Annotated in this window: 26 protein-coding genes and 2 pseudogenes; 8 read left to right on the plus strand and 20 right to left on the minus strand. The window is 60.8% G+C overall.

The window, feature by feature from the left end; translation table 11 throughout:
- Together AC1DBN_RS16690 and AC1DBN_RS16695 are read left to right on the plus strand one after the other, a co-directional pair.
- Positions 1 to 289, plus strand: a 289-nt coding sequence (locus AC1DBN_RS16690) for a PadR family transcriptional regulator (RefSeq protein ID WP_477723717.1), incomplete at its 5' end; no start/stop codon positions are given.
- A complete protein-coding gene (locus tag AC1DBN_RS16695) occupies positions 286 to 939 on the plus strand; it encodes a hypothetical protein (protein WP_477723718.1) in 654 nt (217 codons plus the stop codon). The genes AC1DBN_RS16690 and AC1DBN_RS16695, both read left to right, overlap by 4 nt.
- Positions 940 to 1,223: 284 nt before the next feature.
- On the opposite strand, the gene AC1DBN_RS16700 is transcribed toward AC1DBN_RS16695, so the two are convergent.
- The 11 genes from AC1DBN_RS16700 to AC1DBN_RS16750 all read right to left on the minus strand — a co-directional run bounded on the left by AC1DBN_RS16700 (position 1,224) and on the right by AC1DBN_RS16750 (position 10,653).
- Positions 1,224 to 1,403 carry a hypothetical protein gene (locus AC1DBN_RS16700; RefSeq protein WP_231454866.1) on the minus strand — a complete coding sequence of 60 codons (180 nt, stop codon included), beginning with the start codon at positions 1,401 to 1,403 and terminating at the stop codon, positions 1,224 to 1,226.
- Between the two features lie 220 nt (positions 1,404 to 1,623).
- A complete protein-coding gene (locus tag AC1DBN_RS16705) occupies positions 1,624 to 2,316 on the minus strand; it encodes an MFS transporter (protein ID WP_231454867.1) in 693 nt (230 codons plus the stop codon).
- A gap of 166 nt (positions 2,317 to 2,482) precedes the next feature.
- Complete coding sequence (trxA, locus tag AC1DBN_RS16710) at positions 2,483 to 2,851, minus strand: thioredoxin (RefSeq protein WP_231454868.1); 369 nt, start codon at positions 2,849 to 2,851, stop codon at positions 2,483 to 2,485.
- Positions 2,852 to 2,899: 48 nt separating this feature from the next.
- Positions 2,900 to 3,469, minus strand: a complete 570-nt coding sequence (locus AC1DBN_RS16715; protein WP_231454869.1) for an OsmC family protein — start codon at positions 3,467 to 3,469, stop codon at positions 2,900 to 2,902.
- Between the two features lie 329 nt (positions 3,470 to 3,798).
- A complete protein-coding gene (locus AC1DBN_RS16720) occupies positions 3,799 to 3,921 on the minus strand; it encodes a hypothetical protein (RefSeq protein WP_286187083.1) in 123 nt (40 codons plus the stop codon).
- A 221-nt stretch (positions 3,922 to 4,142) separates the two neighbouring features.
- Entirely contained in the window at positions 4,143 to 5,150 is a 1,008-nt protein-coding gene (locus AC1DBN_RS16725) for a D-cysteine desulfhydrase family protein (RefSeq protein WP_231454870.1), read from the minus strand.
- 353 nt (positions 5,151 to 5,503) lie between these two features.
- Positions 5,504 to 6,352, minus strand: a complete 849-nt coding sequence (locus AC1DBN_RS16730; protein WP_231454871.1) for an IclR family transcriptional regulator — start codon at positions 6,350 to 6,352, stop codon at positions 5,504 to 5,506.
- Between the two features lie 50 nt (positions 6,353 to 6,402).
- Positions 6,403 to 7,620 (minus strand): mandelate racemase/muconate lactonizing enzyme family protein, encoded by a 1,218-nt coding sequence (locus AC1DBN_RS16735; RefSeq protein WP_231454872.1) that lies wholly within the window; start codon positions 7,618 to 7,620, stop codon positions 6,403 to 6,405.
- Complete coding sequence (locus AC1DBN_RS16740) at positions 7,617 to 8,609, minus strand: C-terminal binding protein (RefSeq protein WP_231454880.1); 993 nt, start codon at positions 8,607 to 8,609, stop codon at positions 7,617 to 7,619. The genes AC1DBN_RS16735 and AC1DBN_RS16740 overlap by 4 nt, the downstream gene beginning before the upstream one ends.
- Positions 8,610 to 8,651: 42 nt before the next feature.
- Positions 8,652 to 9,230 (minus strand): OsmC family protein, encoded by a 579-nt coding sequence (locus AC1DBN_RS16745; RefSeq protein WP_231454873.1) that lies wholly within the window; start codon positions 9,228 to 9,230, stop codon positions 8,652 to 8,654.
- 76 nt (positions 9,231 to 9,306) lie between these two features.
- A complete protein-coding gene (locus AC1DBN_RS16750; protein ID WP_231454874.1) occupies positions 9,307 to 10,653 on the minus strand; it encodes an MFS transporter in 1,347 nt (448 codons plus the stop codon).
- A 608-nt stretch (positions 10,654 to 11,261) separates the two neighbouring features.
- Here AC1DBN_RS16750 and AC1DBN_RS16755 point away from each other — a divergent pair.
- Together AC1DBN_RS16755 and AC1DBN_RS16760 are read left to right on the plus strand one after the other, a co-directional pair.
- Positions 11,262 to 11,852, plus strand: a complete 591-nt coding sequence (locus tag AC1DBN_RS16755; protein WP_231454875.1) for a TetR/AcrR family transcriptional regulator — start codon at positions 11,262 to 11,264, stop codon at positions 11,850 to 11,852.
- A 286-nt stretch (positions 11,853 to 12,138) separates the two neighbouring features.
- Positions 12,139 to 12,843 (plus strand): helix-turn-helix transcriptional regulator, encoded by a 705-nt coding sequence (locus AC1DBN_RS16760; RefSeq protein WP_231454876.1) that lies wholly within the window; start codon positions 12,139 to 12,141, stop codon positions 12,841 to 12,843.
- Positions 12,844 to 12,887: 44 nt separating this feature from the next.
- Here the strand turns inward: AC1DBN_RS16760 and AC1DBN_RS16765 are convergent, their stop codons facing one another.
- Positions 12,888 to 14,102: a MalY/PatB family protein gene (locus tag AC1DBN_RS16765; RefSeq protein ID WP_231457968.1), complete on the minus strand. Its 1,215-nt coding sequence runs from the start codon at positions 14,100 to 14,102 to the stop codon at positions 12,888 to 12,890.
- Positions 14,103 to 14,122: 20 nt separating this feature from the next.
- Positions 14,123 to 14,539 (minus strand): RidA family protein, encoded by a 417-nt coding sequence (locus AC1DBN_RS16770; RefSeq protein WP_377204646.1) that lies wholly within the window; start codon positions 14,537 to 14,539, stop codon positions 14,123 to 14,125.
- Between the two features lie 445 nt (positions 14,540 to 14,984).
- Here AC1DBN_RS16770 and AC1DBN_RS16775 point away from each other — a divergent pair, with 445 nt between their 5' ends.
- Complete coding sequence (locus AC1DBN_RS16775; protein ID WP_231457970.1) at positions 14,985 to 16,490, plus strand: amino acid permease; 1,506 nt, start codon at positions 14,985 to 14,987, stop codon at positions 16,488 to 16,490.
- Positions 16,491 to 16,793: 303 nt separating this feature from the next.
- Positions 16,794 to 17,096 carry a hypothetical protein gene (locus AC1DBN_RS16780; protein ID WP_231454796.1) on the plus strand — a complete coding sequence of 101 codons (303 nt, stop codon included), beginning with the start codon at positions 16,794 to 16,796 and terminating at the stop codon, positions 17,094 to 17,096.
- A gap of 226 nt (positions 17,097 to 17,322) precedes the next feature.
- Here AC1DBN_RS16780 and AC1DBN_RS16785 read toward each other — a convergent pair whose 3' ends face one another.
- Positions 17,323 to 17,724, minus strand: coding sequence for a winged helix-turn-helix transcriptional regulator (locus tag AC1DBN_RS16785; protein WP_231454797.1), 402 nt, complete (start codon positions 17,722 to 17,724; stop codon positions 17,323 to 17,325).
- Positions 17,725 to 17,804: 80 nt separating this feature from the next.
- Here AC1DBN_RS16785 and AC1DBN_RS16790 point away from each other — a divergent pair, with 80 nt between their 5' ends.
- Positions 17,805 to 18,209 carry a nuclear transport factor 2 family protein gene (locus AC1DBN_RS16790; protein ID WP_231454798.1) on the plus strand — a complete coding sequence of 135 codons (405 nt, stop codon included), beginning with the start codon at positions 17,805 to 17,807 and terminating at the stop codon, positions 18,207 to 18,209.
- A 56-nt stretch (positions 18,210 to 18,265) separates the two neighbouring features.
- Here AC1DBN_RS16790 and AC1DBN_RS16795 read toward each other — a convergent pair whose 3' ends face one another.
- The 5 genes from AC1DBN_RS16795 to AC1DBN_RS16815 all read right to left on the minus strand — a co-directional run bounded on the left by AC1DBN_RS16795 (position 18,266) and on the right by AC1DBN_RS16815 (position 24,496).
- On the minus strand, positions 18,266 to 20,320 hold the full coding sequence (locus tag AC1DBN_RS16795) for a hypothetical protein (protein ID WP_231454799.1): 2,055 nt from the start codon (positions 20,318 to 20,320) through the stop codon (positions 18,266 to 18,268).
- Complete coding sequence (locus AC1DBN_RS16800) at positions 20,317 to 21,165, minus strand: carbohydrate ABC transporter permease (RefSeq protein WP_477723719.1); 849 nt, start codon at positions 21,163 to 21,165, stop codon at positions 20,317 to 20,319. The genes AC1DBN_RS16795 and AC1DBN_RS16800 overlap by 4 nt, the downstream gene beginning before the upstream one ends.
- Entirely contained in the window at positions 21,162 to 22,103 is a 942-nt protein-coding gene (locus AC1DBN_RS16805) for a carbohydrate ABC transporter permease (RefSeq protein ID WP_477723720.1), read from the minus strand. Before AC1DBN_RS16805 ends, AC1DBN_RS16800 begins: the two co-directional genes overlap by 4 nt.
- 57 nt (positions 22,104 to 22,160) lie before the next feature.
- Positions 22,161 to 23,267: a sugar ABC transporter substrate-binding protein gene (locus tag AC1DBN_RS16810; protein ID WP_374200913.1), complete on the minus strand. Its 1,107-nt coding sequence runs from the start codon at positions 23,265 to 23,267 to the stop codon at positions 22,161 to 22,163.
- A 227-nt stretch (positions 23,268 to 23,494) separates the two neighbouring features.
- Entirely contained in the window at positions 23,495 to 24,496 is a 1,002-nt protein-coding gene (locus AC1DBN_RS16815; protein ID WP_477723721.1) for a LacI family DNA-binding transcriptional regulator, read from the minus strand.
- Positions 24,497 to 24,703: 207 nt separating this feature from the next.
- Here AC1DBN_RS16815 and AC1DBN_RS16820 point away from each other — a divergent pair.
- Positions 24,704 to 24,928: pseudogene (locus tag AC1DBN_RS16820) on the plus strand (hypothetical protein); the annotation flags it as partial.
- Between the two features lie 127 nt (positions 24,929 to 25,055).
- On the opposite strand, the pseudogene AC1DBN_RS16825 reads toward AC1DBN_RS16820, so the two are convergent.
- Positions 25,056 to 26,242, minus strand: a pseudogene (locus tag AC1DBN_RS16825) (acetyl-CoA C-acetyltransferase).
- Positions 26,243 to 26,833: the final 591 nt, after the last annotated feature.

The following is a 26,833-nucleotide window of genomic DNA, read 5'->3' on the forward strand; positions in this document are numbered from 1 at the left end:
GGCGCTGCTGTCGGCAGAGAGCGTGTGGGGCCTGCAGATCGTCAAAGATGTTGGCAAGAAGCCGGGTACCGTCTACCCCATCCTGGACAAGCTTGAAGCTGCCGGATGGGTCCGGGGCGAATGGGACGCCAGCGAGGAGCGGAAAGGCCCGCGCCGCCGGTATTACCGGCTCCTGGCCGAGGCCCGCCCCCTTGCCCAGGAATACGTTGCGACGCAGAAAGCCAAGACGCCACCAGTGCAGGGACGACCGTCGCCCGCGCTTCTCGAAGGTCGCTGGAGCGGGGCATGAGCATCGGCGACGCCCTCCTGACCCTGTGCCTGATGGTGACACCGCCCCACCTGCGCGCAGTCCGCGAAGAGCAATGGAGGGCCGACCTTCGCGACGGCCCGTCCATGGGCATTTCAGCGGGTTCACTCCTTGCGGCAGCCGCGCGTTCGTCGGCCACCGCAAGGGTCCAGGACATGCTTTACCGCGGCGGCACCGTGCTGGCGCGCATCAAAGGGGGAAACATGAAGATGACACTGGGCATTGCCGGCGTTGCTGCATTCGTGATGGCTGGGACCGTCTTTGGCGTTCAGGCCAGCAACTCGGCCGGGGAGGCACCCGTGGCTCAGACGCCTGTGCATGACCTGCAGATCCAAGGATACGAGGGGTGGTGGAACTCGACGCCGGTAGACGGTGACACCACCGGGCTGCCGGCGGAGACAGTTACCGTCAACACCCGCACCGGAGACGTCATCGACGTCTTCAAACGGGCCAAGAACAGCACCCTGGCCTCGGATGTGGATTACACGCCGGTCCCGGATCCGTCCTGGCCGGCCAACTCGATCATCATCATTGACACAGCATCCGGACAGGTCATCGAAGATTTCCTGGTCGACGACAAGGGCTCCCCACTCGACGAAAACGGCAAACCCCTCGGATCCCCTGGCGCATAGAGGTCGCTGAGGTCCGACCGGTACGGCAGCCGCTCACGAGCCCGTTTAGAGTGCAAACCGGTTCTGACTTCTACCGCCGTCAGCCCGACAACAGAAGCCGAACGTCCCACCGGACCCACTAAAGGGCCCCACTCCCCCGGCTTTACAGAATCTCCATTATCGGCTCTTTGGTTTGCCTGCTGAAAGGGGTGCAGGTCGGGATTCGGCGTTTGTCAGGTTGTGCATTGCCAAGACGCCGATCAGCGGGCCGGGAAGCAGCAGCAGGAAGGTGTACTGCCATCCCACTATGGCGGCGAACAGTGAACGAACTGGATGGTTACCACCGTCAGGAGGAAGCCGACGGCTGTCTGGGTCGTGAGTGCCGTTCCGATGTATCGCGGATCCACGTTTTCACTCAGCGATGTTGAGAAGACACCGGAATCTGCGATGACGGCGGCTCCCCATACGAGGAGAAAGATGAGCATGGGCAGGCCTTCGGCCTTGAACATTATGGGAGAAAAGAAACAGCAGGTCCCGCTGACAGCGGGGCGGCGGCGGCGGTCTTGGGCCGTCCCCAGCGATCCGCGGCCCATCCTCCGAAGGGGCGCCGGCGACCCCGCCGACCCCCATTGCGACGAATACTGTTAGCCCTGTTTGGGGCGTTCCGCTCATGCCTGCCTGGCTGGCCAGCAGGTACATCGGGAGTCAGGTCCAGAGCGCGTAGAGTTCCCACATGTGTCCGAAGTAGCCGATGTTCGCTAGCTTGGGGCGTTGTTCTTTGAACATGGCCAGGGCATAGCGGGGGTTCGGTCTGGCACTGCTTTTTTCTGCGTACGGTCCCGGCCGAAGGGCGAGGACGGCTGTCACGGCGCCGGCACCGGCGAGGGTCGCGGCGGTGGCCATGACGTTCCGCCATGGCAGGTCGCCCATGCTGCTGATCAGATGCGGTGCGGCTGATCCCAAGGTTAGGGCTCCTATCAGGATTCCGAAAGCCTTTCCGCGCAGTGCAGGGGCAGACCATGAAGCGATCAGCTTCATACCCACGGGATAGACGCCGGCCAGGAAGACGCCGGTCAGGAATCGGAGCGCGATGGCCGGAACCAGACCGTCCACGAAGGCTGCCAGAGCGCCGGTGGTGAGGGCCGCTCCGGCGGCGCAGGCGCCAAGGAGCCGCTGTGGCCGGAATCTGTCAGCCAGGCCCAGCATTGTTGAAGTGACCGCACCGGCAACGAAGCCGATCTGCACCGATGCTGTCAGCCATACGCCGGCAGCGGAGCTGATGCCCCATTCGTGCTGCAAGGTAGGGCCCACTGCGGAGGCGGAGAACCAGACAGCGAGGCTAAGGATCTGCACGAGGGCGATCAGGGCCTGCTGCCGGTTCACGCGCTCAAAGTCCATGGTCAGTTGGTCCTGCAGCTGGGAACGGGCACGCGTGCAAAAGCCCTGAACCGGCATGGTGGCGGCTTTTTTGGTCGCTGCGCAAAGCAAGCCCTCTCCTGTATCGGCGGTGCCGGTACTTCGGCGGCAACACTCAGGCGGTCCCGTAACCCAGCCGGCAGGACGGTCAGTGCTGGGCCGGTGAAGCAGCGAGTTGGGCGTGGACTTCGGCCATGTCGAGCGCGCCGATGGCTTCCACGATGTTACCCAGCTGGGGTTCGCTGAGAACCCCGGAATGTGAGAACACAAGGACGTTCTCGCGGAAGGCCATGATGGTCGGAATCGAAGTGATTTTCAGGGCTGCGGAGAGTTCCCTCTCAGCCTCGGTGTCGACCTTCACGAAAGCCACGTCGTCGTGCTTTTCCGAAACCTTCTCAAAGATCGGCCCGAATTGACGGCACGGACCGCACCAGGCGGCCCAAAAATCAACGAGAACAATATCGTTGCCCTCGATTGTCGCGGTGAACTGTTCTCCGGTGATGTTGGTTGTCGCCATGTTGTTCCTTCCGTTGAAAAATATACGGGCCGTGGAGGCGGGCCCGCGTCAGCTAAGTCGGGTGATTACTGGGACCGGGTTGGCCAGAGTGTCGCGAATCGGTGACGTGGCTACGAGTGCGTGGACCAGGTCTTCAAGGTCCTCGCGGGAAGTGTCTGGGCTGTCGATTTGGACGTCCACGGTGATCTGCTGGGCGCCCTTGCGGACGTTGTCGTCAATTCCGAGGAAGCCGCTGAGATCAATATCGAAGCCCAAGGTCAGTGCAACGTGGTTCAGGGGAATGTTCCTGCCCGCGGCCAGTGACGCCAGGGTGACCATGTAGCAGCCGGCCAGGGCTTTGAGGATGTACTCAGCGGGGCTGACGGCGGTGTCGGTGCCCAGCAGGGAGACTGGTTCGTCGCTGTGCAGCGTGAATTTGCCGCGGCGCGATTCGTCGGCCACTCCTGCCTGTGTGAGAGGGCCTGTAATGGTCCGGGCGGTCAGGCCGCCTGCGGACTCGCTGAGCACACTGAAGTTGACCTTGCCAAGCTCACGCTGTTCGGTGACGGCCGCCACTGTCGCTTCGATGGCGGCGCGGTCCGCGAAGGCCTCCGTGCTTAGGGTGTTCATTTCGGTCATGGTGGTGTTCCTTTTCAGATGCATGCCTGGGGTGAAAGTTTCGGCTTCACGCACGTGGGTGAGAGCCGTGACTTCTCAGGACTGTGGGAAGCGAGAGGTTATGTAGTGGTCACTAAATAACTCTGGTTCATATTATGTAGTGGTTGATACAGAAATCGCAAACCACTGAACCTCCCACATGGTCCGGCAGATGCTTTGTCAGCCCGAAGTAAGCCTCTCGCTGGGGCCTTTCACGGCGTCAGTTCCTCTGTCGGGCGTTTTCTTATCGATGTTTATACGGCGCGGGCTCGGCTCGATGCTTTGCCGGGCTGGTAGTAGACCAGGCTCGTCTAGAGGCTGTAGCCTTGGGATTTTTCGATGAATTTTCGTGAGTGGAATCCATCGGCTGCCAGCCAGATGCCGGAAGCATCGGGCATGACGTCATCGACCAACCCGATGCGGTAGAGGGACATGCCAAGCCGGACCTCAACAATTGCCCCTAGAACGGACCGCCATTCAGTGCAGCGTTACAAACGCATCGACGTGATCCTTTGCTGGTTGGCTCTTATGTGTTGGTGCTTGGGGCTGTTCGCGGCACTCGCAGCGGCCAGGGCAAGTGCCGGGTGGAGCACCGTCCTCTTGGCAGTCGTTACAACTGCTGTCACTTTTCCCTTCCGCTTGCACGGGGCTGGTTTCAGTGCCCGGCAGTTATGGTCTTGCGATAGCCGAATAGACCGGGTTGCCCTCCGGTGTGAAGGAATAGGATGTCGCCGGCATGTCCGAGACCGTGTTCCTCTTTCTGGGTGCAGGCGATAAGGCCTGCCATGGCCTTGCCGGTGTATACCGGGTCCAGAAGGATTCCTTCGGTTCGGGCCAATAGATGTAAGGCGTCCTGCATTTCTTTCGTGGGTAGTCCATAGCCGGGCCCGACGAACCGGTCATCGACGGTGACGTCGTCCATTGTGGGACTGTTATGACGGTCGGCCCCCAGAAGGGCGGAGGTGTCGAGTGCAAGACGATGGACTTTTTCACGCTGGGGCTGTTCGGCGAAGGCCACGCTGAAGCCGACGACCGGGGTCCTATCCCCCGAAAACCGAAATCCGCTGAGAAGTCCTGCCTGGCTGCCTCCGCTGCCGGTACCCAGCACCAGTGCGTCGAATTTAGTTCCGGTGGCCATGATCTCTTCTGCGCATCGGACGTAGCCGAGTCCGGCGGGGGCGGTGGAGCCGCCAACTGGAATAGCGTATGGAGTTTCGCCGCGCTCACGGACGGATTCCACTGCAATACTGAGTTCCTCAGCGAGCGTGCGTTCCGGACCGACGAGCCTAGTTTCCGCCCCGAACATGTGATCAAGGAGCACGTTGCCGGAGTTGCGGTAGTCCTCGTCGGAGAGTGCTCCTGGTCCGAGGACAAGAACGCATTTGAGGCCTGCCCGGGCGGCGGCAGCAGCGGTCTGGCGTGCGTGGTTTGACTGCACGGCCCCGCACGTCACTAGCGTTGTTGCACCCACGAGCTGTGCCTGTCCAATGAGGTATTCAAGCTTGCGGACTTTGTTGCCTCCGAGCGCGAGACCGCTGTGATCATCCCTCTTGATCCAGATCCGGGTGGAACTCCCAAGGGCTTCGGAGAAGCGGTCGAGTGGGTGCAGGGGCGTTGGGAAGAAACCCAGCGGGGTCCTTACCTCGAGTGCTGCAGCAGTCACTGTTTTTGATCCATTCGTGGTTTCGCGCTTGTGCGCGGATTGGCGTGCCGCGGTGGCATGGGTGCAGTGATAGAAAGTCAGCCCTGGTGGCTACGGGCACGTTGCACATAGAAGCGGAACAGAGTTTTGGTGTCAATGCAGACCGGGTCTTGCCGAAGTCTCAGCACCACCGCCCACAACCTTGCAGGCGGCCAGGCCTATCGCTCCTCTGTTTCAAAGAGGCATCAATGGAGGGGGTAGCCCGGTCGCTTGGAAGTGAGGCGCCAAGACCGGAATATTGCTGGGGTCAGCTCGCTGCTGGTTTCAGCACGACGTACGGTCTGCCCCAGCTGGTGCAGAGAGGTCTATCTGGTTCAGTTGTTGACGCTGAGCCGGCGCATGCTGCTGTTGCTGAAGCGGGGATCAAGCTCAATCAGGGCTTCTGAGAAGGCGGAAGCCTCCTGCTGCAACCACTCAACGATCTGGGACCGGCGCGGCTCGGTCATGCGCGGTTCAATTGCGGCGACGCTGAGCGACGCTACAGGGTCCCCGTCCGCTCCAAGGACCGGTACACCAAGGCCGGCTGAGTCCGGGATCAGAAGCCCGGGGAAGTACGCGTATCCGTTTGCCCGGGCTTCATTAACCATTTGACGCACCACGGTGGATTCGAGACCAAGATTTCCACCGGGGTGGTCTGCATCGTCGCGGATGATGCGTTCGATGTCGTCGTCGCTCAGCCATGCCAGCAGGGCAAGGCTTCCGGCGCAGGTTCCGAGCCGGAGCCGGTCGCCCACGCGCGGGTTGAGCGTCCGGATGGGGAAAGATCCTACGGCCTGGTCGATGCAAAGGGCCTTGTTGCCGGCGCGAACGGAAAGGTAGATCGTGTCTCCGGTCAGTTCAGCGAGGCGGAGCAGGTATGGTTCGGCTACATCGAGAAGTCCGTGCCTGTCTGCTGCGGCGCTTCCGTAGCCAACCAGGGGCAGTCCCAGGAAGAACGTCGCTGACTCGTCATCCTGCTCGACCCAGCCAATTTTTGTAAGCGTTGCCAGCAGCCGGTGGACTGTGGTCTTGGAAAGTTTGGTTTCAGCGGCTATGTCGACCAGGCGGCTGCCGCTGCGGCCCGCGGCGGAGATCGCCTGGATCACAGCGGCAGCGCGCTCCACACTACGGATGCTGTCTGTGGCCCCAGCCAGCGCAGGCCCCTGCTCTTCAGGCGTCGTCATGGAATCAGGATATCTGGTATCGACATGGGAAGATCCGGGCGCTGTCATGGCTACCGCTTTATCCCGAGATAAGCAGTTCGTTGTACAGCCGGTCGCGAGAGGATCGCCTCTTCAATGGGTTCCGTTCCCCACCCTGGCCGGCCGGGAACCTGGAGCCGGTCTTCGCGCAGTACCGGGGCGTGGGTGAAGAGTTCATCGTCGAATTCAAGGCGGTCCACATCGTGTTCCATGATCCGCAGGTTCGGTGCCGCTGCCGCGAAATTGGCCGACATCATGGTTGAGAGGTGGCTGTAGAAGTTATGCGGAGCAACGTTGACGTCGAAAGCTTCTGCGGTGTTGGCAATCTTCATAGCCTGCCAGGCGCCGTTCCAGACGACGTCCACAATGCCCACGTCAAGGGATTGCCGCTTGAAATACGGCAGGAACTCCCGGACTCCAAAGAGGGTCTCGCAAGAAGCAATGGGGACGCCGCCCTGTTCCCGGATGTGGGCCAGGGCATCTGGGTTGTAAAGGTCGAGCTCAGCCCAGAAAAGGTTTACGTCCTTCAGTGCACGCAGCAGGCGAAGGTATCCCTCGGTGCGGGCGTTGAAGTTCATGTCCAGGAGGATCTCAACCTCATCCCCCACTCCCGCCCGGAGCGCCTCGACATGGGCGACAACGTCCTTGATGAGCCTGAGGTCAATGTTAAGTCCTGGCTCGTACGGGTTACCGAAGCCGGCGCCCCACGATTTGGGGCCGTTGGGGCCGTAGGAGAACATGTTGGTCTTGACCGCCCCGAATCCGCGATCACGCGCTTCCCGCCCGACATCAGTGACCCCGGCAAGGTCGGAGATGCGGGATCCGTAGTGGTCGGGGTGGCTGATCCGCCAGCTGGCGCAGTGGGACCAGTAGACCTGGATTTCATCCCGGTGCTTGCCGCCAAGCAACTGATGGACCGGAATACCAAGGATCTTGGCCTTGGCGTCGAGCATGGCGTTTTCGATCGCGCCAAATGCCTCTGCCGGCAGCCCGGAGGGTGCCGGCCGTGCTGTTGCGGCAACCTGCATGTAGGTGCGTTCGTGGTTGAAGATATCGGCGCCCACATAGAGGGGGGCGTAGAGCTCGATGACGTTGGTGAGGCCCCTGGGGCCGAAGTCTTCGTCGAACTCGGACCAGCCGACGACGCCGTCCTCGGTCGTGAGTTTAACGAAGTGGTAATTCCGCCATCCTGCGTCGCAGGACAACGTTTCGATGCTGCGGATTCGTACGGTCACTTCATCGTGGTTCATCTTGCCTCCATCGGGAAGAGTCTGGTGTGGGGTGTGTTGACCGGGTGCGCGGCCTGCTGGCCGTTCAGCAGGCGGGCTACGTCGGTAAAGGCTGTGGTGCTGACCTCCTGTAAAGAGTCAGCTGAGAGATACGCGATATGTGGTGTCAGGGTGATGGCCGGCTGGGACCGCAGCGGGCTGGTGTCCTGAAGCGGTTCCTGCTCGAAAACATCCAGGGCGGCTCCGGCCAGGTGGCCGGAACTGACGGCCTCTGTAAGGGCGGCTTCGTCGATGATGCCACCCCGGGATACGTTGACCAGGAAGCTGCCTTTCTTGAATCGGCCCAGAGTGTCCTTATCGAGGAGGTTTCGTGTCTGGTCCGTCAGTGGGACGTGCAGCGATACGATGTCCGATGTGGCGATGAGCTCCTCGAATCCCATCGCGTCCACCTCGGCTGAACCTGTGTTGGCCGGATTTTTGCGTGGGCTGTGAACGCGGATGGAGAAGCCGATGGGTGCCGCGATCTCTGCCAGCCGTTTCCCTGAGCGCCCGTAACCTACGATTCCGAGGGTCAGTTCGGACGGTCGCCGGATGGTCCTGCCAATTTCCTGGCCGTTCCATCCGTGTGCCCGTACATCGGCGTCGAATTCCTTGATCCGCCGTATGCCGCTGAGGATGAGTGCGAGGGCGTGGGTGGCGACGTCGGTGTAGTTGCCGTCGGGAACGTTGGTTACTTGTACTCCCAGCTCGGTTGCGGCGGTCATGTCGATTGAATCGACGCCAACTCCGGGCCGTGCAATTACTTTGAGGTGCGGTAAGGCCTCCAGGACGGTCCGCGTGATGGGCTCGGTCATGACGACGAGCCCATCCGCGTCCCTGCAGTTCGTGATGATCTCGGCCTCGGTCGCACAAGGCCGTACCTCGAATGAAACACCGAGCTTTTCGAAGCCCTTCATCGTTGCCTGGTCGACAGCGATTGGGGAGCTATCAATTTTGTATACCCGGTGCATCACGAACGTTTCCTATCTTGCGTTGGAGAACTAGTGTGCGGACTACGCCAGCGTCGTGACGACGTCAACGGGGCGGATCAGGGTGTCCCGGATCGGGGACCGCTGCTGGACCGTCTCGACCAAGTCCTCAAGTTCCTCCCGTGTGGCGGTGGGGGCGTCGAGTTCCACCGTGACGCGGATCTGGCTGGCGCCGGGGTGCTCTTCAGGAGCCACGCCCAGGAAGGACGCAAGGTCAAAGTCAGCCTCGAGCTGCAGCTTGTAGCTCTTCAGCTCGATGTTCCTTGCAGCGGCATTGGCCGTCAGGGTGACGGTGTAGCAGCCTGCCAGTGCCTGGAGGACATATTCGGCGGGTGATACCGCGGTGTCTGTGCCCAGGAGGCTGGCCGGCTCGTCGCTGCGCATCTCGAACTTGCCTGCGCGGGAGTTGTCCTTCTGGCCGGCCTGGGTAAGTGGGCCGGTCGCGGAGCGAAGCTTGAAGCCGTCTTCCCACTGACCTTCTACTGAGAATGTGACTTCACCGAGGGTCCGCTCGCCGCGCACCGCGTCGATGGTAGCCGTGAGCTGGTCCAGATCGACGCCATTGACGATGCCGCGCTGTGTGTTGGTCTCTGTTACAGACATTGATGATCTCCTGTTTGTTCTGGCAAGTGCCTAGTTAATGTAACCACAGTTCCGTTTAGCGGAACAGTGTTCCGTTTTATTTGATTGCGATTGGTGCGTGGGCGAACTCTTCTGCCGCTATCTTCGCGTTTTTGATGATCCGTGCTCGCGCGACGAGGACAAGGGCGCCGGACAGCAGCGTGAAGGCGCTGGCGACGAGCATTCCGGGCTGAAGGCTTCCGGTCATGTCCTTGAAGTATCCGGAAATGTAGGGGGCAAAGAATCCGGCGAGGTTGCCGATGGAGTTGATGACCCCGATGCCGGCGGCAGCCGCTGTGCCCGTAAGGAATGTGGGCGGAATCTGCCAGAACACCGGAATCGAGCAGAAGACTCCGACTGCAGTGATGCAGATGCCGATCATGCTCAGCAGAGGCGAGCCGAGGACCAGCGAAACGGCGAGGGCGGTTCCGCCGAGAAAGCAGGTAATGGCGACATGGACGAAGCGTGACTGCGTCTTGTCCGAGTGCCGGGACCAGGGAAGCATGACGGCGGTGGCGACTGCATAAGGAATGGCGGTGATCAGGCCGATCTGGGTGAGGTCGAACTTCACGCCGTAGGTTGCCTGGAATCCGGAAACGATCTGCGGGAGGAAGAACCCTACGGCATAGACACCGTATGCAATTCCGAAGTAGATGAATCCCAGCATGAAGACACGTGGGCTGAAAGCCTTGCGGATCGAGTGCCCGTCGTGGGCTGCGTCCACTGCAGCGTCTTCGGCGGCAATTGTGGCTTCCAGCCGCAGAGCGTCGGCTTTGTCCAGCCATTTGGCCTTGCTGGGACGGTCGACAAGGACGAAGTATCCGACAACACCGGCGGCAACGGTGATCAAGCCCTCGATGAGGAACATGAAACGCCAGCCGACAAGTCCAAACACGCCGTCGCCGTACTGCATCATCATGGTCGAAATCGGCGATCCCAGCAGGAATGAGATCGGAGCCGCGATGTAGACGAAGGCTACGATGCGTGCCCGCTGTCCGCGGGGGAACCACATGCCAAGGAAGTAGATAATGCCGGGGAAGAAACCTGCCTCGGCGACGCCGAGCAGGAAGCGCAGGATATAGAAGCTGATGGGTCCTTGCACGAAGGCCATTGCGGCAGCGATAGCGCCCCAGGTCACCACGATCCGGGTGATCCAAATGCGGGCACCGAACTTGTCCAGCATGAATTGGCTGGGTACTTCAAAGAGGAAGTAGCCGATGAAAAATACGCCTGCGCCCAGTCCATACGCGGTGGCACTGAGCCCCAGGTCAACGTTCATGGTCAGTGCGGCGAAGCCTACGTTGACCCGGTCTACGTAGCTGAGGAAATACAGAATCATCAGCATGGGAAGCAGTCGCACAGCGACCTTCTTCAAAACTGGTTTATCGATGTCGGCAATGGTCATCGAGGTGCCTCCTACAACGTCAATGTTGTCTGTGAATGTGACAGTTTCGGTTTCCACCCAAGTGGAAGATTGGTAGTGCCGCCGGCAGCAGAGCGCGGGGACTCAAGCTCGTTTCAGTCAATCGGACGGGGCAAACCTGACCCGAACGGAGCCGTTTGCCTTACGCCTTTAGTGAACCAGCTCACGTAAGATGGAGTCAAGGAAAAGTTTCACTAGACGGGTTCCAGTTCCAAGCAACGGAACTATTACGAACGTCTGGTCCTGAGCCCCCTCTCCCTCCACACGTCCCGCGACTGGCCCCTACGACAGACACGGGACGCTACGGCAGAGACGTTTGAGACGTGGCGGGGATGCCGCGGGCACGGAACCTGCACAGCATTGGCTGAAGAGAAGGGCTGGCGGTTCGGACACCCAGGCGCAGAATGTCCGTGGCGGCTTCACGTCCTTTTGCGGGGTGTGCAAATCGCGCGGATCCGAGACGAATGCCGCATTGCCTGGCAGGGACGCGGCCAACCGTCGTTCTAAAGCAGAATCGGTAGATATACTGTAGCGAACCCTACAGAAACTGCAGACAGCATCAGTTTCGAGCCCCTCAAGGAGCGCACGACATGCCGGGAGGCCGCAAGCGCACGTTCGACGACCAGGACGCCCTGCGAACAGCCATGGAACTGTTTTGGCGCCAGGGGTACGAGGGCACCTCCATTGCCGACCTGACGCAGGCGCTGGGCATCAACCCGCCCAGCCTATACGCGGCTTTCGGCAGTAAGCGCGAATTGTTCGAAAGAACCCTGAACCGGTACATGTGCGAACGAACCATTCAGCTGGAAGAGGCAATGACGCGTCCTACTGCTCACGAGGCCGTACTGGAACTCTTGACCGGCAGGGTCGAAGTATTCACCTCGCCCAGTCAGCCCGCTGGGTGTATGACAATCCAGGCAGGGTTAGCCTCTGGCGACCCACACCAGGAAATTGTCGATCTGCTGGCGGCTGCCCGCGAGGAGATGCGCCGATCGGTGCTACGGCGCTTCGATAAAGCCTTGGCAGAGGGCGATCTCCCTCCCGACACTGACTGCCGTGCCTTAGCGCGCTACGTAATGTCAGCCATATATGGGCTGAGTGTTGAGGCCGCCTCAGGGGCTCCGCGACAGGAACTTATGGCTGCTGCTGTCCTCGCGGCCGGGGTAGTGCCTAAAGCTTGACTTTTCCCACAGGGATACCCATGCCATCCCTCCCTGAGGGAGATCTGCGCACCCTTACGCTGAACTCAAAGTTCTGCTTCCGGCACGCAGTAAAAGTAATCCGAACGCTCTGTTGCCTGGCGCCGTATACGGCAAGCCCCGAAGCACTTATTCTTGCCCCCCATTTACACAAAGTGTTAAAATCCTAAAATTGAGTGCAGTAGATTCAACAGCTTTCGGATGGAGTACGAGTATGGGCAGTCAGGTGAGGGACACGGTGGCGCCAGCTCCAGAAGGTCTCCAAGGAATGGATGCTGAGTCCATCAACTGCGTCCTTGAACTTCTCGTGGAGCCCCTCCAGGCTTCTGTTCCCCAGCCGACGGAGGTTGTACTGCACGACTTGCAGCGAATCCCTGACACGGTCCGGGCCATTGCCGGAGTAGTGACCGGCCGGCGCATCGGCGATCCGCCCACAGACAAACTTCTGGAACGGGTTGCTGCCGGAGACCTCAGCCATGAGATCGGGTACCGGTCTCAGTTGCCCGACGGGCGGATACTTCAGAGCACCACGATCATCTACTCCGACCGGGACGGTCGTGCCGCAGCAGCACTGTGCCTGAACACAGACGTGTCAGCCTGGGTCACGTTGCGTGCAGCAATGGATCGTTTCGTCTTGGGCCACGAGGCGGCACCCGCGCAGACGCAGGCATCGCTGGCGGCCCACCGGTCCGCGTCATCGTCGGAACCGGTGAGCGGAAGTGAGTACTTTCCACACAGTGTTGAAGAGCTGAGCGGTCGCCTTGTTGATGCAGCGATTTCAACTGTCGGGGTGCTGCCCGAGAAGATGCGCAAGGAACATAAGGTCCAGGTAGTGGCTGAACTTGACCGGCGTGGCTTCTTCCTGATCAAGCAAGCCGCGGAGACAGTTGCCGCCGCTCTGGGCGTTACCAGGTTCACGATCTACAACTATCTCAATGAAGTAAACGGATCGGCTGCCGAACAGAGCGCTTAAGCAAAGAAGGCCCGGGGCTCCTGCCCGGGCCTGCTTCCTTGGTTTCAGGGACGGACCCGTCCCATTCGTTCGACAGCTTCAGTCAGGATCGTCGGGGAGGTCGCGAAGTTCAGGCGGACGTGGCCCTCGCCGCCACTGCCGAACACGTGTCCCGAGCTTAACGCCACCCTGGCTTTATCCAGGAACAGCTGGGCCGGCCCCGCCAAGTCACTCACCACAGCGAGCCCACCGGAACTTTGGTGTGTTTGAACTCCGAGGTGGCGACAGTCCAGCCAGGCCAGGTAAGTACCTTCGGGCTCTTTGTAGCCAACGTCCGGCAAATGCTCTGCAAGCAACTGCCCTAACAGGGCTCGGTTCGAGTCCAGCCCCTGAATCAGCGCTTTGAGCCACTCCTGCCCGTGCTCAAGCGCCGCTGTGTGAGCTATGAGCCCCAGATGGCTTGGTCCGTGGCTTACTTCTTCGGGCATGCGGGCGAGGTCTGCAGCGGCGTCGGGGCCTGCCGCAGCCAGTGCGGCTTTCAGCCCGGCCAGGTTCCATGCCTTCGAAGCTGACATCACGGCAAAGGCGTTCTCGGAGCCGGGGACGCTCAGGAACGGGATGAACGTGGCGCCGGGCAGAACCAGCGGGGCATGGATCTCGTCCGAAACGACCCGCACTCCGTAAGAGTTCGCTAGTTCAGCCACCGCTGTCAGTTCCTCGAGCGTGTGAACGGTGCCGGTGGGGTTGTGGGGGTTGCTCAGCAGGTAGGCGGCCCCGCGTCCCTCGTGCCTGATGCGGCTAAAGGTTTCCTCAAGGACAGCCAGGTCAATCCGCAGGTCCTCGCCCAGGGGGGATTCCACAACCCGACGATTGTCGTGGGTGACAAAGGCGTAGAAGGGTGCGTAGACCGGGGAATTGACGACAACTGCGTCACCGGGACTGGTAACCAGCCGCAGAACTTCCACCACACCCATCATCACGTCAGGAACAATCGCAGTCCTGTCGACATCCAACCCACTCCAAGCCCAATGCGCGGCCGCGAAAGCAGCAAAGGCCTCGGCATAGGCTGTGCCGACCGGATAACCTGTGTCACCTGCGTCGATGGCACGATGGAGTGCCTCGGCAACGGGGGGTGCGAGTTTGACATCCATCTCCGCAACCCACAGCGGCAGCACGTCATCCGGATGGGTCCGCCACTTCATGCTGGTGCGCTGACGAAGCTCGTTCAGACTGAGCTCCTCCAAAGGGTTGGGAAGCTGGCTGGCACCGTCGGCATGCATGCCAGTCATTCTCTCTGTGATCAGCATTGGACGGCCAGCTCAATTTCCACGCAGGCCCCCAACGGAAGAGACGCCACACCCAGCGCCAAACGCGCATGCCGGCCCCTCTCCCCCAAGGCGTCCAGGATCCGTTGCGATGCCGCATCCACAACTGCGGGCGCGTTGTTGAACCCTTCCCCGGCAGCGACATACCCGCCCAGCCTTGCGACACCCCTCACCGCATCCAGGGAACCCAGCGCCTCACAAATCACATCCAGGCAGTTGCTGGCGGCCAGGGTCGCCGCCTCCCTGGCCTGCTCCACGGTCACCTCCGTACCCACCTTGCCGGGATACAGGAGACCGGACCCGTCGACAGGAAGCTGACCCGAGACAAACAGCAGGTCACCAACACGCATTGCGCGGGCGTAAAGGGGAGGGGCAGTTACGGGCGTAGTCATAGTCAGGCCTTCCATAAGTTCAAAAATCGGAGCAGACGCACCCAGTGCTGCGGCGCGTATTCGCCGCTCAGCTTCCGCTAAACAACAGTGAGTGGTGGTCAAAGACCATGATTCCACAAAATGTGTAGCTGAGGAAGCAGGAACGACGCCTCACCTCACGATTGAGCGGTTTATTGTGAGTCAGATTGAAGTACTTGCAACTTGCTGTTGATTCTTGTGTGACTTGGGGCATATCCTCAACTGTGAATTGAAACGAAGGTGCCCTCGCCCCTCGCCCCTCAACGTTCAATCCGGAAGCTTGCTCCTTCGCCCTCCTGTGCTCCGGCACGCGCGGTCAGAGATACAGAAAACCCATCGACATCTCCACGGCAGATGCTCCCATCCCTGACAACCCCTCCTACGGTTGACCGGGATCGGTGACATCGCCCGCCAATGAAAGGTCCCCATGTCCATCCCACAATCTGACCTTGACCTGCCACCTGAGCGGGAAAACACCCGTGAAACCCGTTCTGTTCACGCCGAAGACGCCGGCTATCAGAAGAGCCTGAAGCCGCGCCAGATCCAGATGATCGCCATCGGCGGAGCAATCGGCACCGGCCTGTTCCTGGGCGCCGGCGGCAGACTTGCGGCCGCAGGACCATCGCTGGTCCTCGCCTACGCCCTCTGCGGATTCTTCGCTTTCCTCATCCTTCGCGCTCTTGGTGAACTCGTACTTCACCGACCGACAACTGGCTCGTTCGTCTCCTACGCCCGCGAATTCTTCGGGGAGAAGGCCGCTTTCGTGTCCGGCTGGTTCTACTGGCTTGTCTGGGCCACAACGACCGTGGCCGACATAACCGCCGCCGCGCTCTACATGAATTTCTTCGGCAACTACGTGCCGTGGATCGGAGCAGTTCCGCAGTGGGCCTGGGCCCTTATCTCACTCGTGGTCGTGCTCGGCCTGAACCTAATCTCGGTCAAGGTCTTCGGCGAAATGGAATTCTGGTTCGCGTTCGTCAAGGTGGCTGCGCTCGTTATCTTCCTCATCGTGGGAACCTACTTCGTCATTTTCGGCACTCCCACAGGGTCCCCCGTCGGCGTCCAGTTAATCCTTGATAACGGCGGGTTCTTCCCCACCGGTGTGCTGCCCATGATCGTCCTGATGCAGGGAGTCGTCTTTGCCTACGCCTCGATCGAACTGGTGGGCACGGCCGCCGGCGAAACCGAGAACCCCCAAAAGATCATCCCCAAAGCCATCAACTCCGTGGTCTTCCGCATCGGAGTGTTCTACGTCGGCTCCGTCATCCTGCTTTCCCTGCTGCTCCCGTACACGTCGTACCAAAAGGGTGTCAGCCCGTTCGTGACATTCTTCGGCTCCATCGGCATCGAGGGCGTGGACGTCATCATGAACCTCGTCGTCCTCACCGCGGCCCTGTCCTCCCTGAACGCCGGGCTCTACTCCACCGGCCGGATCCTGCGCTCCATGTCCGTCAACGGCTCCGCACCCAAGTTCGCCTCCCGGATGAACAAAGCAGGCGTGCCTTACGGCGGGATTGCCATCACTGCCGCCGTCTCCCTCCTGGGCGTCCCGCTGAACTACCTGCTTCCGGGCGAGGCCTTCGAAATCGTCCTCAGCGTCGCGGCGGTCGGCATCATCACCACCTGGGCCACCATTCTTCTTTGCCAGATCCAGCTCAAACGTTGGGCCGACAAGGGTTGGCTCCAGCGCCCCTCATTCCGCATGTTCGGCGCCCCCTACACCGGCTACCTCTCCCTCCTCTTCCTGGGCGCAGTGCTCATCATGATCTTCATCGACTCCCCCGCGACGCTCCTCGTCACGATCGCGGCTGTGACCCTCATGGTGGTCGGATGGTTTGCCTGCAGGGACCGCATCAGGACCATTGCAGAAACACGGGACGGCTTCACCGGCGCAGCTGCAACGATACCCAGCCCGCACCACCAGAAGCCATAACCCCTCCCCCGCGACGTCCCGGCGGATGCCTCCTCCTGCGGAGCACAGTGTCCTGTGATGGCGGAAGTCACAACCAGCAAACTCAAACGCCGGGTTTCGGCCCATAAACGATGGGCCGAAACCCGGCGTCGACTCGTCTTAAGAGAACCCTGAGGTGCGGGAAGACGAAGCCGTCTTCCCCGCCCCGAGAAGTAGTTGCACCCAATTACTTGAAGAGGCGTCGCAAGGATCCGAGTTCGCGCGTCGTCCCCTATACATATGCGTGCGGGTTTTTCCGGCAAGTCAGCTGGAGGATCATTTGCCATGACGAAGGACAATCAAGTGAAGCGTGAAAAGTACAGTCAGTGGAACGCCCTCATCGGCGCACGCGTGGAAATCCGCCACCACGGCATCGTCATCAGGAACGGCACTGTCGATGCCGCCACGGATGATTCCTCCGTTCTCTGGGTTGCAGCCGAGGGTGTCCAGCCGCGAACTATGTACGAGGCAGCCTTGGTCTATCAAGTCTGGGTCAAGCCCCAAGAGCTAGTCGGGACCAGTTGCTTCCGATTCCGGATGACAACGGCTCATCTCTATCCGCTCAACAATGGCTCCCGCGTTCAGTAGATGTCGGTGAGCTCTTTCATACGTAAGTCCTGCCCCTTACTACTGGGCACCAAGCACATGAAAGAGGTGGCAACCCGGCATGGCGGGTAGCTGGAGACACTGAGCAAGGGGACCGGGGCGCACGGGTGTTCGTCCAGATGCGGCACACCCCAATCTGACACGCAGGTCCTTGCCTAGTCCGCAGAGAAATGGCGACATTCTGGTTAGCGCGGTGTTCCCGATCGGGTTACCCAGGATCAACGGTGGATCCCAGGGCAATTGGGGCGAGGCGGGTGTCGTAAGAGTCCCGCGCTGCCATGACGTCTTCAATGTGTTTTTCGGCCCATTGGCCCAGAGCATTCAGCGGCTCGCGGAGCGTGCGGCCGAGTGCGGTCAATTCGTACTCAACGCGGGGAGGCATCTGGTCGTACGCGGTTCTGTCCACGATCCCGTCACGTTCCAGGTCCCGCAGGGTATCGGCCAGGACCTTGCCGCTGATGCCGTCCACTGCCTGCCGCAGCTCGCCGAACCTCAGGGGACCCCCGCTGAGCGCTATGACGATCATGGCGGTCCATTTGTTTGCGATCCTTGCCAAGGACGTCCGCGAGGGGCAGGTTGCCACCATGACGTTCCAGGCCTGCACGTTCATGAATTCAACTCCATAGTTACGTTGAGGTAACAGGTTACCAAGTGTAACCATGGGCAGGTAAGCAACCGGAGGAGAACCAAATGATGACTGACCAAACACCAGCGGCCGTGACCGCTTCGTACTTTGATGCACTCAACCGTGGTGACGTGCCCGCGGCGATGGGACTGCTAAGCCCTGACGTCGTCTGGCATCAGCCAGGTTCCAATCGTTTTTCCGGTGATCATTCCGGAATCGATGGCGTGGGTTCTTTGCTGGGCGGCATGATGGAAACCAGTCAGGGCACATTCCGGCTGACCGTTACGGGACCTGCAATGGTGAACGGCGGGTTCGTTGCCGTTCCGGTACAGTTCTCGGGCAAACGAACGGACGTGTCGATGGATATGTCCGGTGTAGATCTCCTCACGGTCCGTGATGGAAAGATCGTCGAAGTGCGATTGTTCTCCGCCGACGGTCCAGTAGAGGACGCTTTCTGGGGACCCGCCTAGTGAGTTGGAGCACTCCCAATGCAGATACATGCCTCTTTTCGTGGTCCTCCGGAAAACTAGTCCGACAAATTGAATTTATCGATCATTCCAAGCCACATAGCAAGGTGCCAGTCCTGGTCATTGGCAAGGGGATCGGCAGTGTGAGCTGGGACCCCGTCAACGGCGGTGGGCATGATGAAGGCACAGGTTGCTGACCCGTCGGGAAAGTAATTGCTCATGTTTGCACGAAGGATAGTTATGGCCAGGCTTTCATGCCCTGCATTCAGAAGTTCCTCCGGCAGGCCTAGAAGAGCCTCTGCGGTCAGGGCGCTCCAATAGTGAGGAAAAACATCGCCCCATTGCCGACGAAGGCCGAACCAGTAGCCGTCCCAGTGGCGGATTGCCACTCCGTACAATCGGGTGTGCGGCTGCGGCCCTCCGAAGGCAAGCAGCCATGGCAACGCCGTGCGTGTGGCTTCGAGGAACACGTGGTCCCCTGTAAGCCGGTAGGCATCACTGAATAGGCAGACCAAGGGCGCCACGATTGACTGTTCGTAGAACACTTCATGTGGGGGCAGCTGCACCCCGCGGGCAGCAAAGTGATGGGCGCTTTCAATCACTTGGCCTCTAAGTTGTTGGGCTGCCTCAAGAGCACCAGCGGCGGCCAGCGCGTCGGCCACTGCAACGCAGGTGCCAGAGAAGTGAATTGCCAGGAAGCCTTGCGCTCCCAAGGCGAAGGCACGGTTGAGAATTCGTTCTGCGCGGTGAAGGTGGTTGGTGTCTCCTGTGTGAAGGTAGCGCTCGAGGAAGAACTGGGCCAGCCATGGCGCGTCGTAAAGCCGTGCTCCGGTGTGATGGTCCTGGGAACCCCGGCGAGGCGCATCAGTGCTGTCCATAAGGTTCTCCACCGCGAACTCGGCCCACCCCTCAAGGGCAGCGTCAAGGGCCGGGTCTATCAGGCTGCGGCGTACGGCCATTTGCAGGAGCAGGGCCATGCCAATTCGTTCCGAGCCATCTGTCCAGTCAGACCAGCCGTTAGTGGTCTGAGCCAACTTTGTTGCGGTATCGACGGGGACGAACGCGTGGGCCAGGGAGCCTGGACGGTATGCCGCGCGCTGGTGGTCAAGAATGTAGGCGCACCGCCGTTTGATGACCTCGGCTAGCGGGTCGTGGAAGGCGATTTCGGTGCGTGAGCTGCCGCCGATGTCGATCGTGAAGGTGCCGGGGCAGGCGCTGCGGACCTCTGCACCCTCGGGGGAGGGAGTAATTTTCAGGGCCTCTGTTCTGCTGGTGACAGAGAGGTTGGTGGCGATGGTGATTGCCTGGCTTATGGGTGCTGAAACCGCCGAGAGTTTGGCCGGGGGTTTGGTGGCAGAGAGGAATTCATCCACACTTCCGTACCAGCCAAGCTGCCATTGGAGGACAAGGCTCTGACCGGGCTCGAGCGTGAGGGCCGGTTGGCCGCCGAAGGCGTCCGGGTTTCGGGCGTGGTCGGTAACCTGGAGAACGATGTGTCCGCGGGCGTTGGAGGACGTGTTCCGGTTGCGTGATTCTATGGAATATCCCCAAAGTTCCCCTTCCTCGAGGACCAGTCCAAGGAGAGGCCCTGTTCCTGACATGGGCTGGGTGAGCACCCATGCCCAAGCACCGCCGGTGAAGATGTGGGCGTGCACTGAACGCTGAAGGGCTTGCTGCGCGCTTTCATACAGGTCGGCGAACGGGGTCTGGATGCCGACGCTGGTCACCGTCGTTGTGTGAAATCCGGTATTGGTAAATTCGTAGCGTTCGATGAATTTGTCTTTGCGAACGTTCCTTTTGACTGTCAAAGCGAGCTGCTCGGAAGGGAGAAAGTGGCTAACTGAGGAGTTGGGTGCCACTTCCTGCCTGTCCGGCCTGTTCCAGCGTGCCGCTCCCCTATCGGTGATGATGTGACCGCTGCCCCACTGGTGCTCCAGAGAGTGCCAGACCAAGTCAGGATCAAGAAGGAACTGGCGGTCCGGGGCATCCTTGGCCACAAACTGCACGGGCGCACCGGTCACGGGGTCAATAACCGCCTCCCCCTGACCGAAGGGAATGCGGATCCTGTCCGGTGCCTGCGGTGTGTAGAGGGACGTTGAATCGGTAATAGTCATTTGACTGCTCCCCCGGTCGCGCCGGCTGCTATGTAGCGTTGGGCGACCGCGAGCACGGCGATGGCGGGTGTGGATGCGAGGACTGCGGTCGCCATGACGGCGCTCCAATCATTTACGTAGGTGCCGAGGTAGGAGTACAGGCCAACGGTCACAGGCCTGACTTCGTTGGTGGTGGTGAGGGTGACGGCGAAGAGGAAGTCTCCCCAAGCAAAGAGGAAGGCAAAGAGGCCCGCGGTGATGATCGCATTCCTGCTCATCGGAAGGACGATGGAAACAAAGGCCCTGACTGGCCCCGCGCCGTCGACCCGTGCAGCTTCTATGACTGAGGGCGGGATGGAAAGCATGAAAGCGTGCATGATGAGGATCCCGAACGGTATACCGGCGCTGGAGTTGGCAATAATTAGGCCAACAATGCTGTTCAACAGCCCCAACTGATTGAACGCTGTATAGAGAGCGTTGGACACGACGATCCCTGGAATCATCTGGCAGATGAGCACCGCGAAGAGCAGGGTCCGGGCGAACGGGATCCGCAATTGCGCCACTGCGTAGGCGGCAGGGGCAGCAATCACGAGACTGAATAGGACGCTGCCCCCAGCGACGAGGAGGCTGGTGACGAGGTTCGGGCTTTGCTCGGCGATGGCCGTGGCGTAGCCGGACAGGTCAGGATTGATGGGAAACCAGGGCGTGCCCACGGCCCGTCCGCCGGGCTGCAGCGACACGTTGACCATCCAGTAGACGGGAAAGAGCAAAACGGCAACGATCACCAGTCCGAAAAGTGTGTGGCGGGAAGCGGATCGTTCCCGCCCGGATGATCCGGCCGCTTTTATGGCGGTGGTGCTTGTCATGCCTTCGCCCCCTTCCGGTTGGCCCGCAGGTAGAGCAGTGCGAATACGAGGGAAATGACGATGAGGATGTTGCCCACTGCGGCTCCTTGGCCGAAGTCGAACTGTTGGAACGACAAACGGTAGGACTCTGTCGACAGGGTCTGTGTTGCATTCGCAGGCCCCCCACCGGTGAGGCCAAGAATGATGTCCAAGGCCTTCAGGGTGTAGACGACGCCAAGGACCAAAACCACCGTAACGACGGGCCGGAGCAGGGGCCAGGTAATGTACCTGAATGCTTTCGCTCCGGTGGCACCGTCCAGGGCGGCGGCCTCATAGAGTTCCTGCGGAATGTCCTGCAGGCCGCTGTACAGCAAGGCCACGTTGAACGGGATCCCGAGCCAAATATTTACACAGATCACCGCCAGGAGTGCCACTGATGTGTCGGTGAGCCATCCGATCCTGACATCGCTGAAGGTCAGGGCACTAAGGATCTGGTTGATCACCCCGGAGTCCTTATCCAGCATCCACCGCCAGACTGCACTGGAAACAATCAGGGGAATCAGCCAGGGCAACAGCAGCAGGCCCCGCAGTAGGCCGTTGAGCGGGAATCTCCGGCGGAAGTAGAGGGCTACGAGCATGCCGAGGATCAGCTGTCCTGCGATTGAAAAGACCGTGAATGCCAGGGTATTCACAGCGGCACGGCCGAAGTCTCGTGACTGCAATACCGCCTGGTAGTTGGCCAGGCCCGTCCAAGGTGCCTGGCCGGTGAAGAAGGTGGTCGTGGTGTACTGCTGAAGCGCCATTACGGCGTTCTGCACGACGGGGTATCCGAAGATCAGCAGAATATATACAGTGGCCGGCAATAGAAAGGCCTGCTGGAGGAGCCTTTCTTTGTTGCGACCAGATACCCGCCAGCGTGGTGTGATTGCCGGCTTCGTCTCGAGTTCAGTCATGGTCATGATGCTTGTCTCCCTGCAAGGGGCCTGGGCGGACTGGTCCGGCCATTGTGGCCATTGCTATTTGGCTTCCGCCCGACGCAGAGCTTCCAAAGGTTCCGCTCCTCCTGTAAGGACATCCTGGATGGCGGTGTAGATGGTTTGGGACGCCTCGGCGTAATCCGGTCCCAATTGGGCGGTGCGTGCGCGAAGACCGGGAATCTGGTCAACGAAGCCCTTCATCTTGGGGTTCTCTTGCGCATACTGTCCCGCGAGATTCTCATTCGTCGGGATGAGGTTTCGCCCGGATCCGAGCTTGAGCTGGCTTTCATCTGACCCCAGGCACTGCACCACCTTCGCAGCCGAAGCCATCTTCTCCTTATCGCCGGTGACAGGAACCGTCCAGGTCTCGCCCCCGAGCGGAGAAACAATTTCAGTACCCGGCTTTGGGGCCGGAAGGGCCACAGCCTCGTATTTGACTCCTGCCTTATCCAGGGCCGGGAACTGCCACGGCCCATTGATCATCATCGCGGCCTTGCCTGCGATGAACTGGTCGTTGACATCCGCCTGCGTCCAGGTCAGCACCGATTCCGATGCTGCACGGGTGCTCACGAGGTCCTTCCACAGCTGAAGAGCGGCAGCACCTTCGCTAGTGGGAATGTTGGTCTCATCGCCACCGTTGGACCAGAAGAACGGAAGGAACTGGAATGTTCCTTCCTCAGTTGCAGCTGCGGAAAAAGCGACCCCATAAGTATCGCCCTTGGTGAGGACAGAAGCCGTTCTTTTCAATTCGTCCCACGTTGCAGGGGCCTTCACCCCAGCGTCCGCCAGGAGTTCGGTGTTCACAAACAACGCGATCGTGTTAGCCACAGGCTGCACTCCATACAGTTCACCTCTGTAAGTCGAAGCCTGCACCACACCGTCAGCAAACCCATTAGTCGTGACGCCCAGCGGCTTCAGGGGTGCAAGTGCCCCCGATTCGGCGATCTGAGGCAACTCTCCGTTGTCCAGCATCAACACATCGGGCAGGGTTTTGGACGAAGCCTGCTGAAGGACTTTTGCCAGATAGCCACTACTGGGAATGTCCTGGGTCTTGATAGTGATCCCGGTAGTCTTCTCGCAGGCGGCAAAAACCGAATCATAAATCTCCGTGTCATTAGTGGAACCTGCAGGACGCTGCAACAGCACCGTCCTTTGACCGTCAGGGGCATTCGATACCGGAGCACATCCGGCAACACCACATGCCGTAGAAAGAACTGCCACAGCTGCAGCCGTCCGCAGAACCCCGCCTCGCCTTTGAGCCATCATCTCGCCTTACTATCAGAGGAAGTCGTCGATACGCATCGAATCGATGCGTATCGAAAGTAGCATGAAACCATTCTTGTAGGAAAGGGGTCCTGCTTAGCTGACGCGGGTTAGGTCGTGCGACGCCGGGTGAGCCGCGGCGGGATCAGTTGGATCCGGCCGCCCGGCTCGGCTCCGTTCAAGAGTTCGAACACACGGTTCATGGCCGCGTGCGACACTTCCCGCGGCCGCGGGGAGACATTCGTGACGGGGGTACTGAAAGTTTCAGAATCTTCGTCAGTGCACATGCCGACCAAGCCCACGTCCCGGCCAGGTTCGAGACGCTCGATGAGGAGCAACTGCAGAACCCAAGCCACAGTTTGGGGTGTGCGGGCGATGAAACCGACCCGTGAAGCCCTTCCATTACCGAGTTGCTCTGAGACTGCGGCCAGGAACGCACTCCACCCCGGGGCTGCGGGCCGAAGCACTTCAGCGGCCACAGCCCGCCGGTGGCACGCCTCCAGCGCGCCCCGTTCGAACCCGGCGATGAAGCCGTACTCCCGCCAGTTCACCTCGGGCGGCTCACCTACCACTACGACCCGGGTGTAGCCCCGGTCCAGCAGTTCTTCCGCGGCCATGGTGCCGGCAGCCTCAAAGTCGAAATCGACAGCGTCCAGGCCATGGTTGTCTTCCGCGAGGCCGATGAGGACGACAGGCACAGCCAACTGAGCCGCCCGCTCAAGCCGGACGTCATGCAGGTGCACGTCCATAAGAACGATGGCATCAACCAGTGACCTTCCCGCCAGTCGTTCCAGGCTTGCCGTTCCGGCCTCCTCGGTTACCAGTACGACGTCATGATCACGCACACGGGCATCCGAAGTTATTGCCTCTATGAAGGGCAGCAATCCGGCCATTTCCGTCGTCCGGGACATACTGACCACGAGGCCGATGACGCTCGTCCTGTTGCTTGCTAAGGCGCGCGCTCCAGCATTCGGATGGTAAGTAAGCTCTGCTATCGCAGCTTCGACTTTGGCGCGGGTTTCCGGCGAGATAGATCTCTTCCCGCTCATAACGTAAGAAACCGTGCTTTGGGCTACCCCGGCACGGGCGGCCACGTCCTTGCTCGTTACCACACGCATTCCTTACGCACATCTTCGGTGACTTCTACCCCTGTCTCCAGACTACCGATTTCACGTTGAAGCGGGCAGCACAGCCGCGACACGGGCATCCCGGACTGACCTACGGCCCCATGAAAGCCCGTGCATTTGAGGCAAGGCACCAGTCGCCTGTCGGAGCTCGAATTTCGCATCATGGCAGAACTTGGATGAAATGCGCGGGTCTCCGCAGCAGAGATAGCCAGCAGTCTGAATGTCAGCAGCTCCACAGCTTCCAGAACCATCCAAGTGCTGCTGGCCACAGGCGTCATTGCCCCTCGGTGGAGGTCGAACCGCAGCTGTGGGCTTCCCGTTAGCGGCAACCATATAGTTAAATTCGGCCAAATTCATTGGCGCCGTCTGGACGTTCTCGCGCGACTCATCCCGCAGCCCGCGTGGTCTCCATGGTGACAGGAAGCGGGCCGGTAGTCTTTCACGGCTCCTTCTCGGGACCCCAAGAGCTAGCCGCGTTCGTCACGGGCGATCTGGGGGACCTTCCAGGCGTTCAAGCGACAGATACGTGCGGCGACTTGGAATCTCAGCGGGATAGCAGCAGCGCTTCGCCTTGGCCGCCGCCCCCGCACAGAGCGACGGCGGCTTTGCCGGTGCCGCGGCGCATCAGCTCATGCACGGCCGTGACAACGACGCGTGCACCGGAGGCACCAATGGGATGGCCAAGGGCGATCGCTCCCCCATTGACGTTGACCTTGTCCATGGCGAGACCCAGCAGTGCCGCCGAGTGCAGGGCCACAGAGGCGAAGGCCTCGTTGATCTCCACGAAGTCCAGGTCCTCGATTGTCCAGCCCGCTGTCTTGAGGGCTTTGCTGATGGCGCGGGCTGGTTTGTCCGGGAGCGAGGTATCCGGGCCTGCGGTTTGTCCCGGGGCACCGACCGTGGCAAGGATCCTGAGGCTGTGGCTCTCTGCATAGCCGCGCGTAGTCAGGACGACGGCGGCGGCACCGTCATTAAGCGGGGAGGCGTTGCCGGCGGTAACAGTGCCGGTTGGGGAGAAGGACGGCCGGAGCCGGGCGAGGGACTCCAGTGTGCTGTTGGCGCGCACACCCTCATCGGTTCCTGCGAGTTCGGCCTGCCCGCGGCGCTGCGGGACCTTGATCGGGACGATCTCGTCATCGAAGAGTCCGGCGGCCTGGGCGGCGGCGGCACGCCGGTGAGAGTCGGCGGCTGCTGTGTCCTGATCCGCACGAAGGATGCCCAAGGCACCATTGGCCCGGTCTGTGGCTAGTCCCATTGCCTCGTGATCGAAGGCATCGGTGAGTCCGTCGTGGGCGGCGGAATCAATCAGCGCAGTGTCACCGTAAAGGTGCCCGGCGCGGGAACCGGCCAGCACGTGCGGGGCGTTGCTCATGGATTCCTGTCCGCCGGCGACCACCACCTCGGCTTCTCCCAGCCTCAGCAGCCGGGCGGCCTCGATGATGGCGCTCAGCCCGGAGAGGCAGACCTTGTTGACGGTGGCTGCGTGGGCGCTAAGCGGATGCCTCCTGCGACGGCGGCCTGCCGGGCAGAATTCTGTCCGGCCCCCGCCTGGAGCACATGCCCCATGATGACCGCCTCGACGGCGTCCGGGCGGATCTTCGCCTTCTCCACCGCCCCGGCGATCGCGGCGCCGCCGAGCTCAACGGCGGACAACGGAGCGAGCTGGCCCATCAGCCTGCCCTGCGGTGTACGCGCGGCCCCGACGATGACAACATCTGCACTGCGATTCATTTTTCTCCTTGAACGGGTAATGGCAAAATGTCCCGGCAGCTGTTGTCTGCAAGAACGCTGGCTATCGGGCGGGGGTGAGGGGTTCGCGCAGCTGGATGGAATGCGGTACTAAGGAGGTGGATCGCCGCGCGGGGCCGCGACAGGGCCAGGGATGGCGGACTACTGGCAGCTACGAGTGGATGCTCCTATTCTTGACGGCAGCACCGGTGTGCATTGCGGGACAAAGGAATCCCTAAGGCTGAAACACGATCTTTCCGAAAGTCTGTCCATCGAGCATCTGCTGGAATCCGTGCCGGGCGGATTCCAGTGGCAACGGAATGGAATACACGGTGGCGCATATGGCCGCCTAGTGATCGGGGGACATGGCATGGGGAGTGAAGGTGTGATTGACCAGACGGTTCATCGTTTTTGTCCACCAGCACTAGGCCGGCTCCCTCTGCGAAGTCCTTGGAACCGATGCGGCCAAGCCGCAACCGAGCGCGACGCGGCAACCTATCCGATGGCCTGTACGTCCCAGATATATCCCAAGCGACCCCGGAAACTTGACAGAAAGTAGCTGGCTCCGACATTCGGGAAGAATCCAACCCCTGT

It is taken from the genome of Pseudarthrobacter sp. 10T415, from assembly GCF_056394175.1.

Coding starts and splice junctions, on each gene's coding strand:
- AC1DBN_RS16760 (WP_231454876.1), top strand. CDS start 12,139: ATGGATGCTGAGTCCATCAACTGCGTCCTTGAACTTCTCGTGGAGCCC.
- AC1DBN_RS16715 (WP_231454869.1), bottom strand. CDS start 3,469: ATGACCGAAATGAACACCCTAAGCACGGAGGCCTTCGCGGACCGCGCC.
- AC1DBN_RS16775 (WP_231457970.1), top strand. CDS start 14,985: ATGTCCATCCCACAATCTGACCTTGACCTGCCACCTGAGCGGGAAAAC.
- AC1DBN_RS16720 (WP_286187083.1), bottom strand. CDS start 3,921: ATGTCCCTCTACCGCATCGGGTTGGTCGATGACGTCATGCCCGATGCT.
- AC1DBN_RS16765 (WP_231457968.1), bottom strand. CDS start 14,102: ATGCATGCCGACGGTGCCAGCCAGCTTCCCAACCCTTTGGAGGAGCTC.
- AC1DBN_RS16800 (WP_477723719.1), bottom strand. CDS start 21,165: ATGACAAGCACCACCGCCATAAAAGCGGCCGGATCATCCGGGCGGGAA.
- AC1DBN_RS16805 (WP_477723720.1), bottom strand. CDS start 22,103: ATGACCATGACTGAACTCGAGACGAAGCCGGCAATCACACCACGCTGG.
- AC1DBN_RS16785 (WP_231454797.1), bottom strand. CDS start 17,724: ATGAACGTGCAGGCCTGGAACGTCATGGTGGCAACCTGCCCCTCGCGG.
- AC1DBN_RS16740 (WP_231454880.1), bottom strand. CDS start 8,609: ATGCACCGGGTATACAAAATTGATAGCTCCCCAATCGCTGTCGACCAG.
- AC1DBN_RS16730 (WP_231454871.1), bottom strand. CDS start 6,352: ATGACGACGCCTGAAGAGCAGGGGCCTGCGCTGGCTGGGGCCACAGAC.
- AC1DBN_RS16695 (WP_477723718.1), top strand. CDS start 286: ATGAGCATCGGCGACGCCCTCCTGACCCTGTGCCTGATGGTGACACCG.
- AC1DBN_RS16780 (WP_231454796.1), top strand. CDS start 16,794: ATGACGAAGGACAATCAAGTGAAGCGTGAAAAGTACAGTCAGTGGAAC.
- trxA (WP_231454868.1), bottom strand. CDS start 2,851: ATGGCGACAACCAACATCACCGGAGAACAGTTCACCGCGACAATCGAG.
- AC1DBN_RS16745 (WP_231454873.1), bottom strand. CDS start 9,230: ATGTCTGTAACAGAGACCAACACACAGCGCGGCATCGTCAATGGCGTC.
- AC1DBN_RS16735 (WP_231454872.1), bottom strand. CDS start 7,620: ATGAACCACGATGAAGTGACCGTACGAATCCGCAGCATCGAAACGTTG.
- AC1DBN_RS16705 (WP_231454867.1), bottom strand. CDS start 2,316: ATGGACTTTGAGCGCGTGAACCGGCAGCAGGCCCTGATCGCCCTCGTG.
- AC1DBN_RS16790 (WP_231454798.1), top strand. CDS start 17,805: ATGATGACTGACCAAACACCAGCGGCCGTGACCGCTTCGTACTTTGAT.
- AC1DBN_RS16795 (WP_231454799.1), bottom strand. CDS start 20,320: ATGACTATTACCGATTCAACGTCCCTCTACACACCGCAGGCACCGGAC.
- AC1DBN_RS16770 (WP_377204646.1), bottom strand. CDS start 14,539: ATGACTACGCCCGTAACTGCCCCTCCCCTTTACGCCCGCGCAATGCGT.
- AC1DBN_RS16750 (WP_231454874.1), bottom strand. CDS start 10,653: ATGACCATTGCCGACATCGATAAACCAGTTTTGAAGAAGGTCGCTGTG.
- AC1DBN_RS16700 (WP_231454866.1), bottom strand. CDS start 1,403: ATGCTCATCTTTCTCCTCGTATGGGGAGCCGCCGTCATCGCAGATTCC.
- AC1DBN_RS16755 (WP_231454875.1), top strand. CDS start 11,262: ATGCCGGGAGGCCGCAAGCGCACGTTCGACGACCAGGACGCCCTGCGA.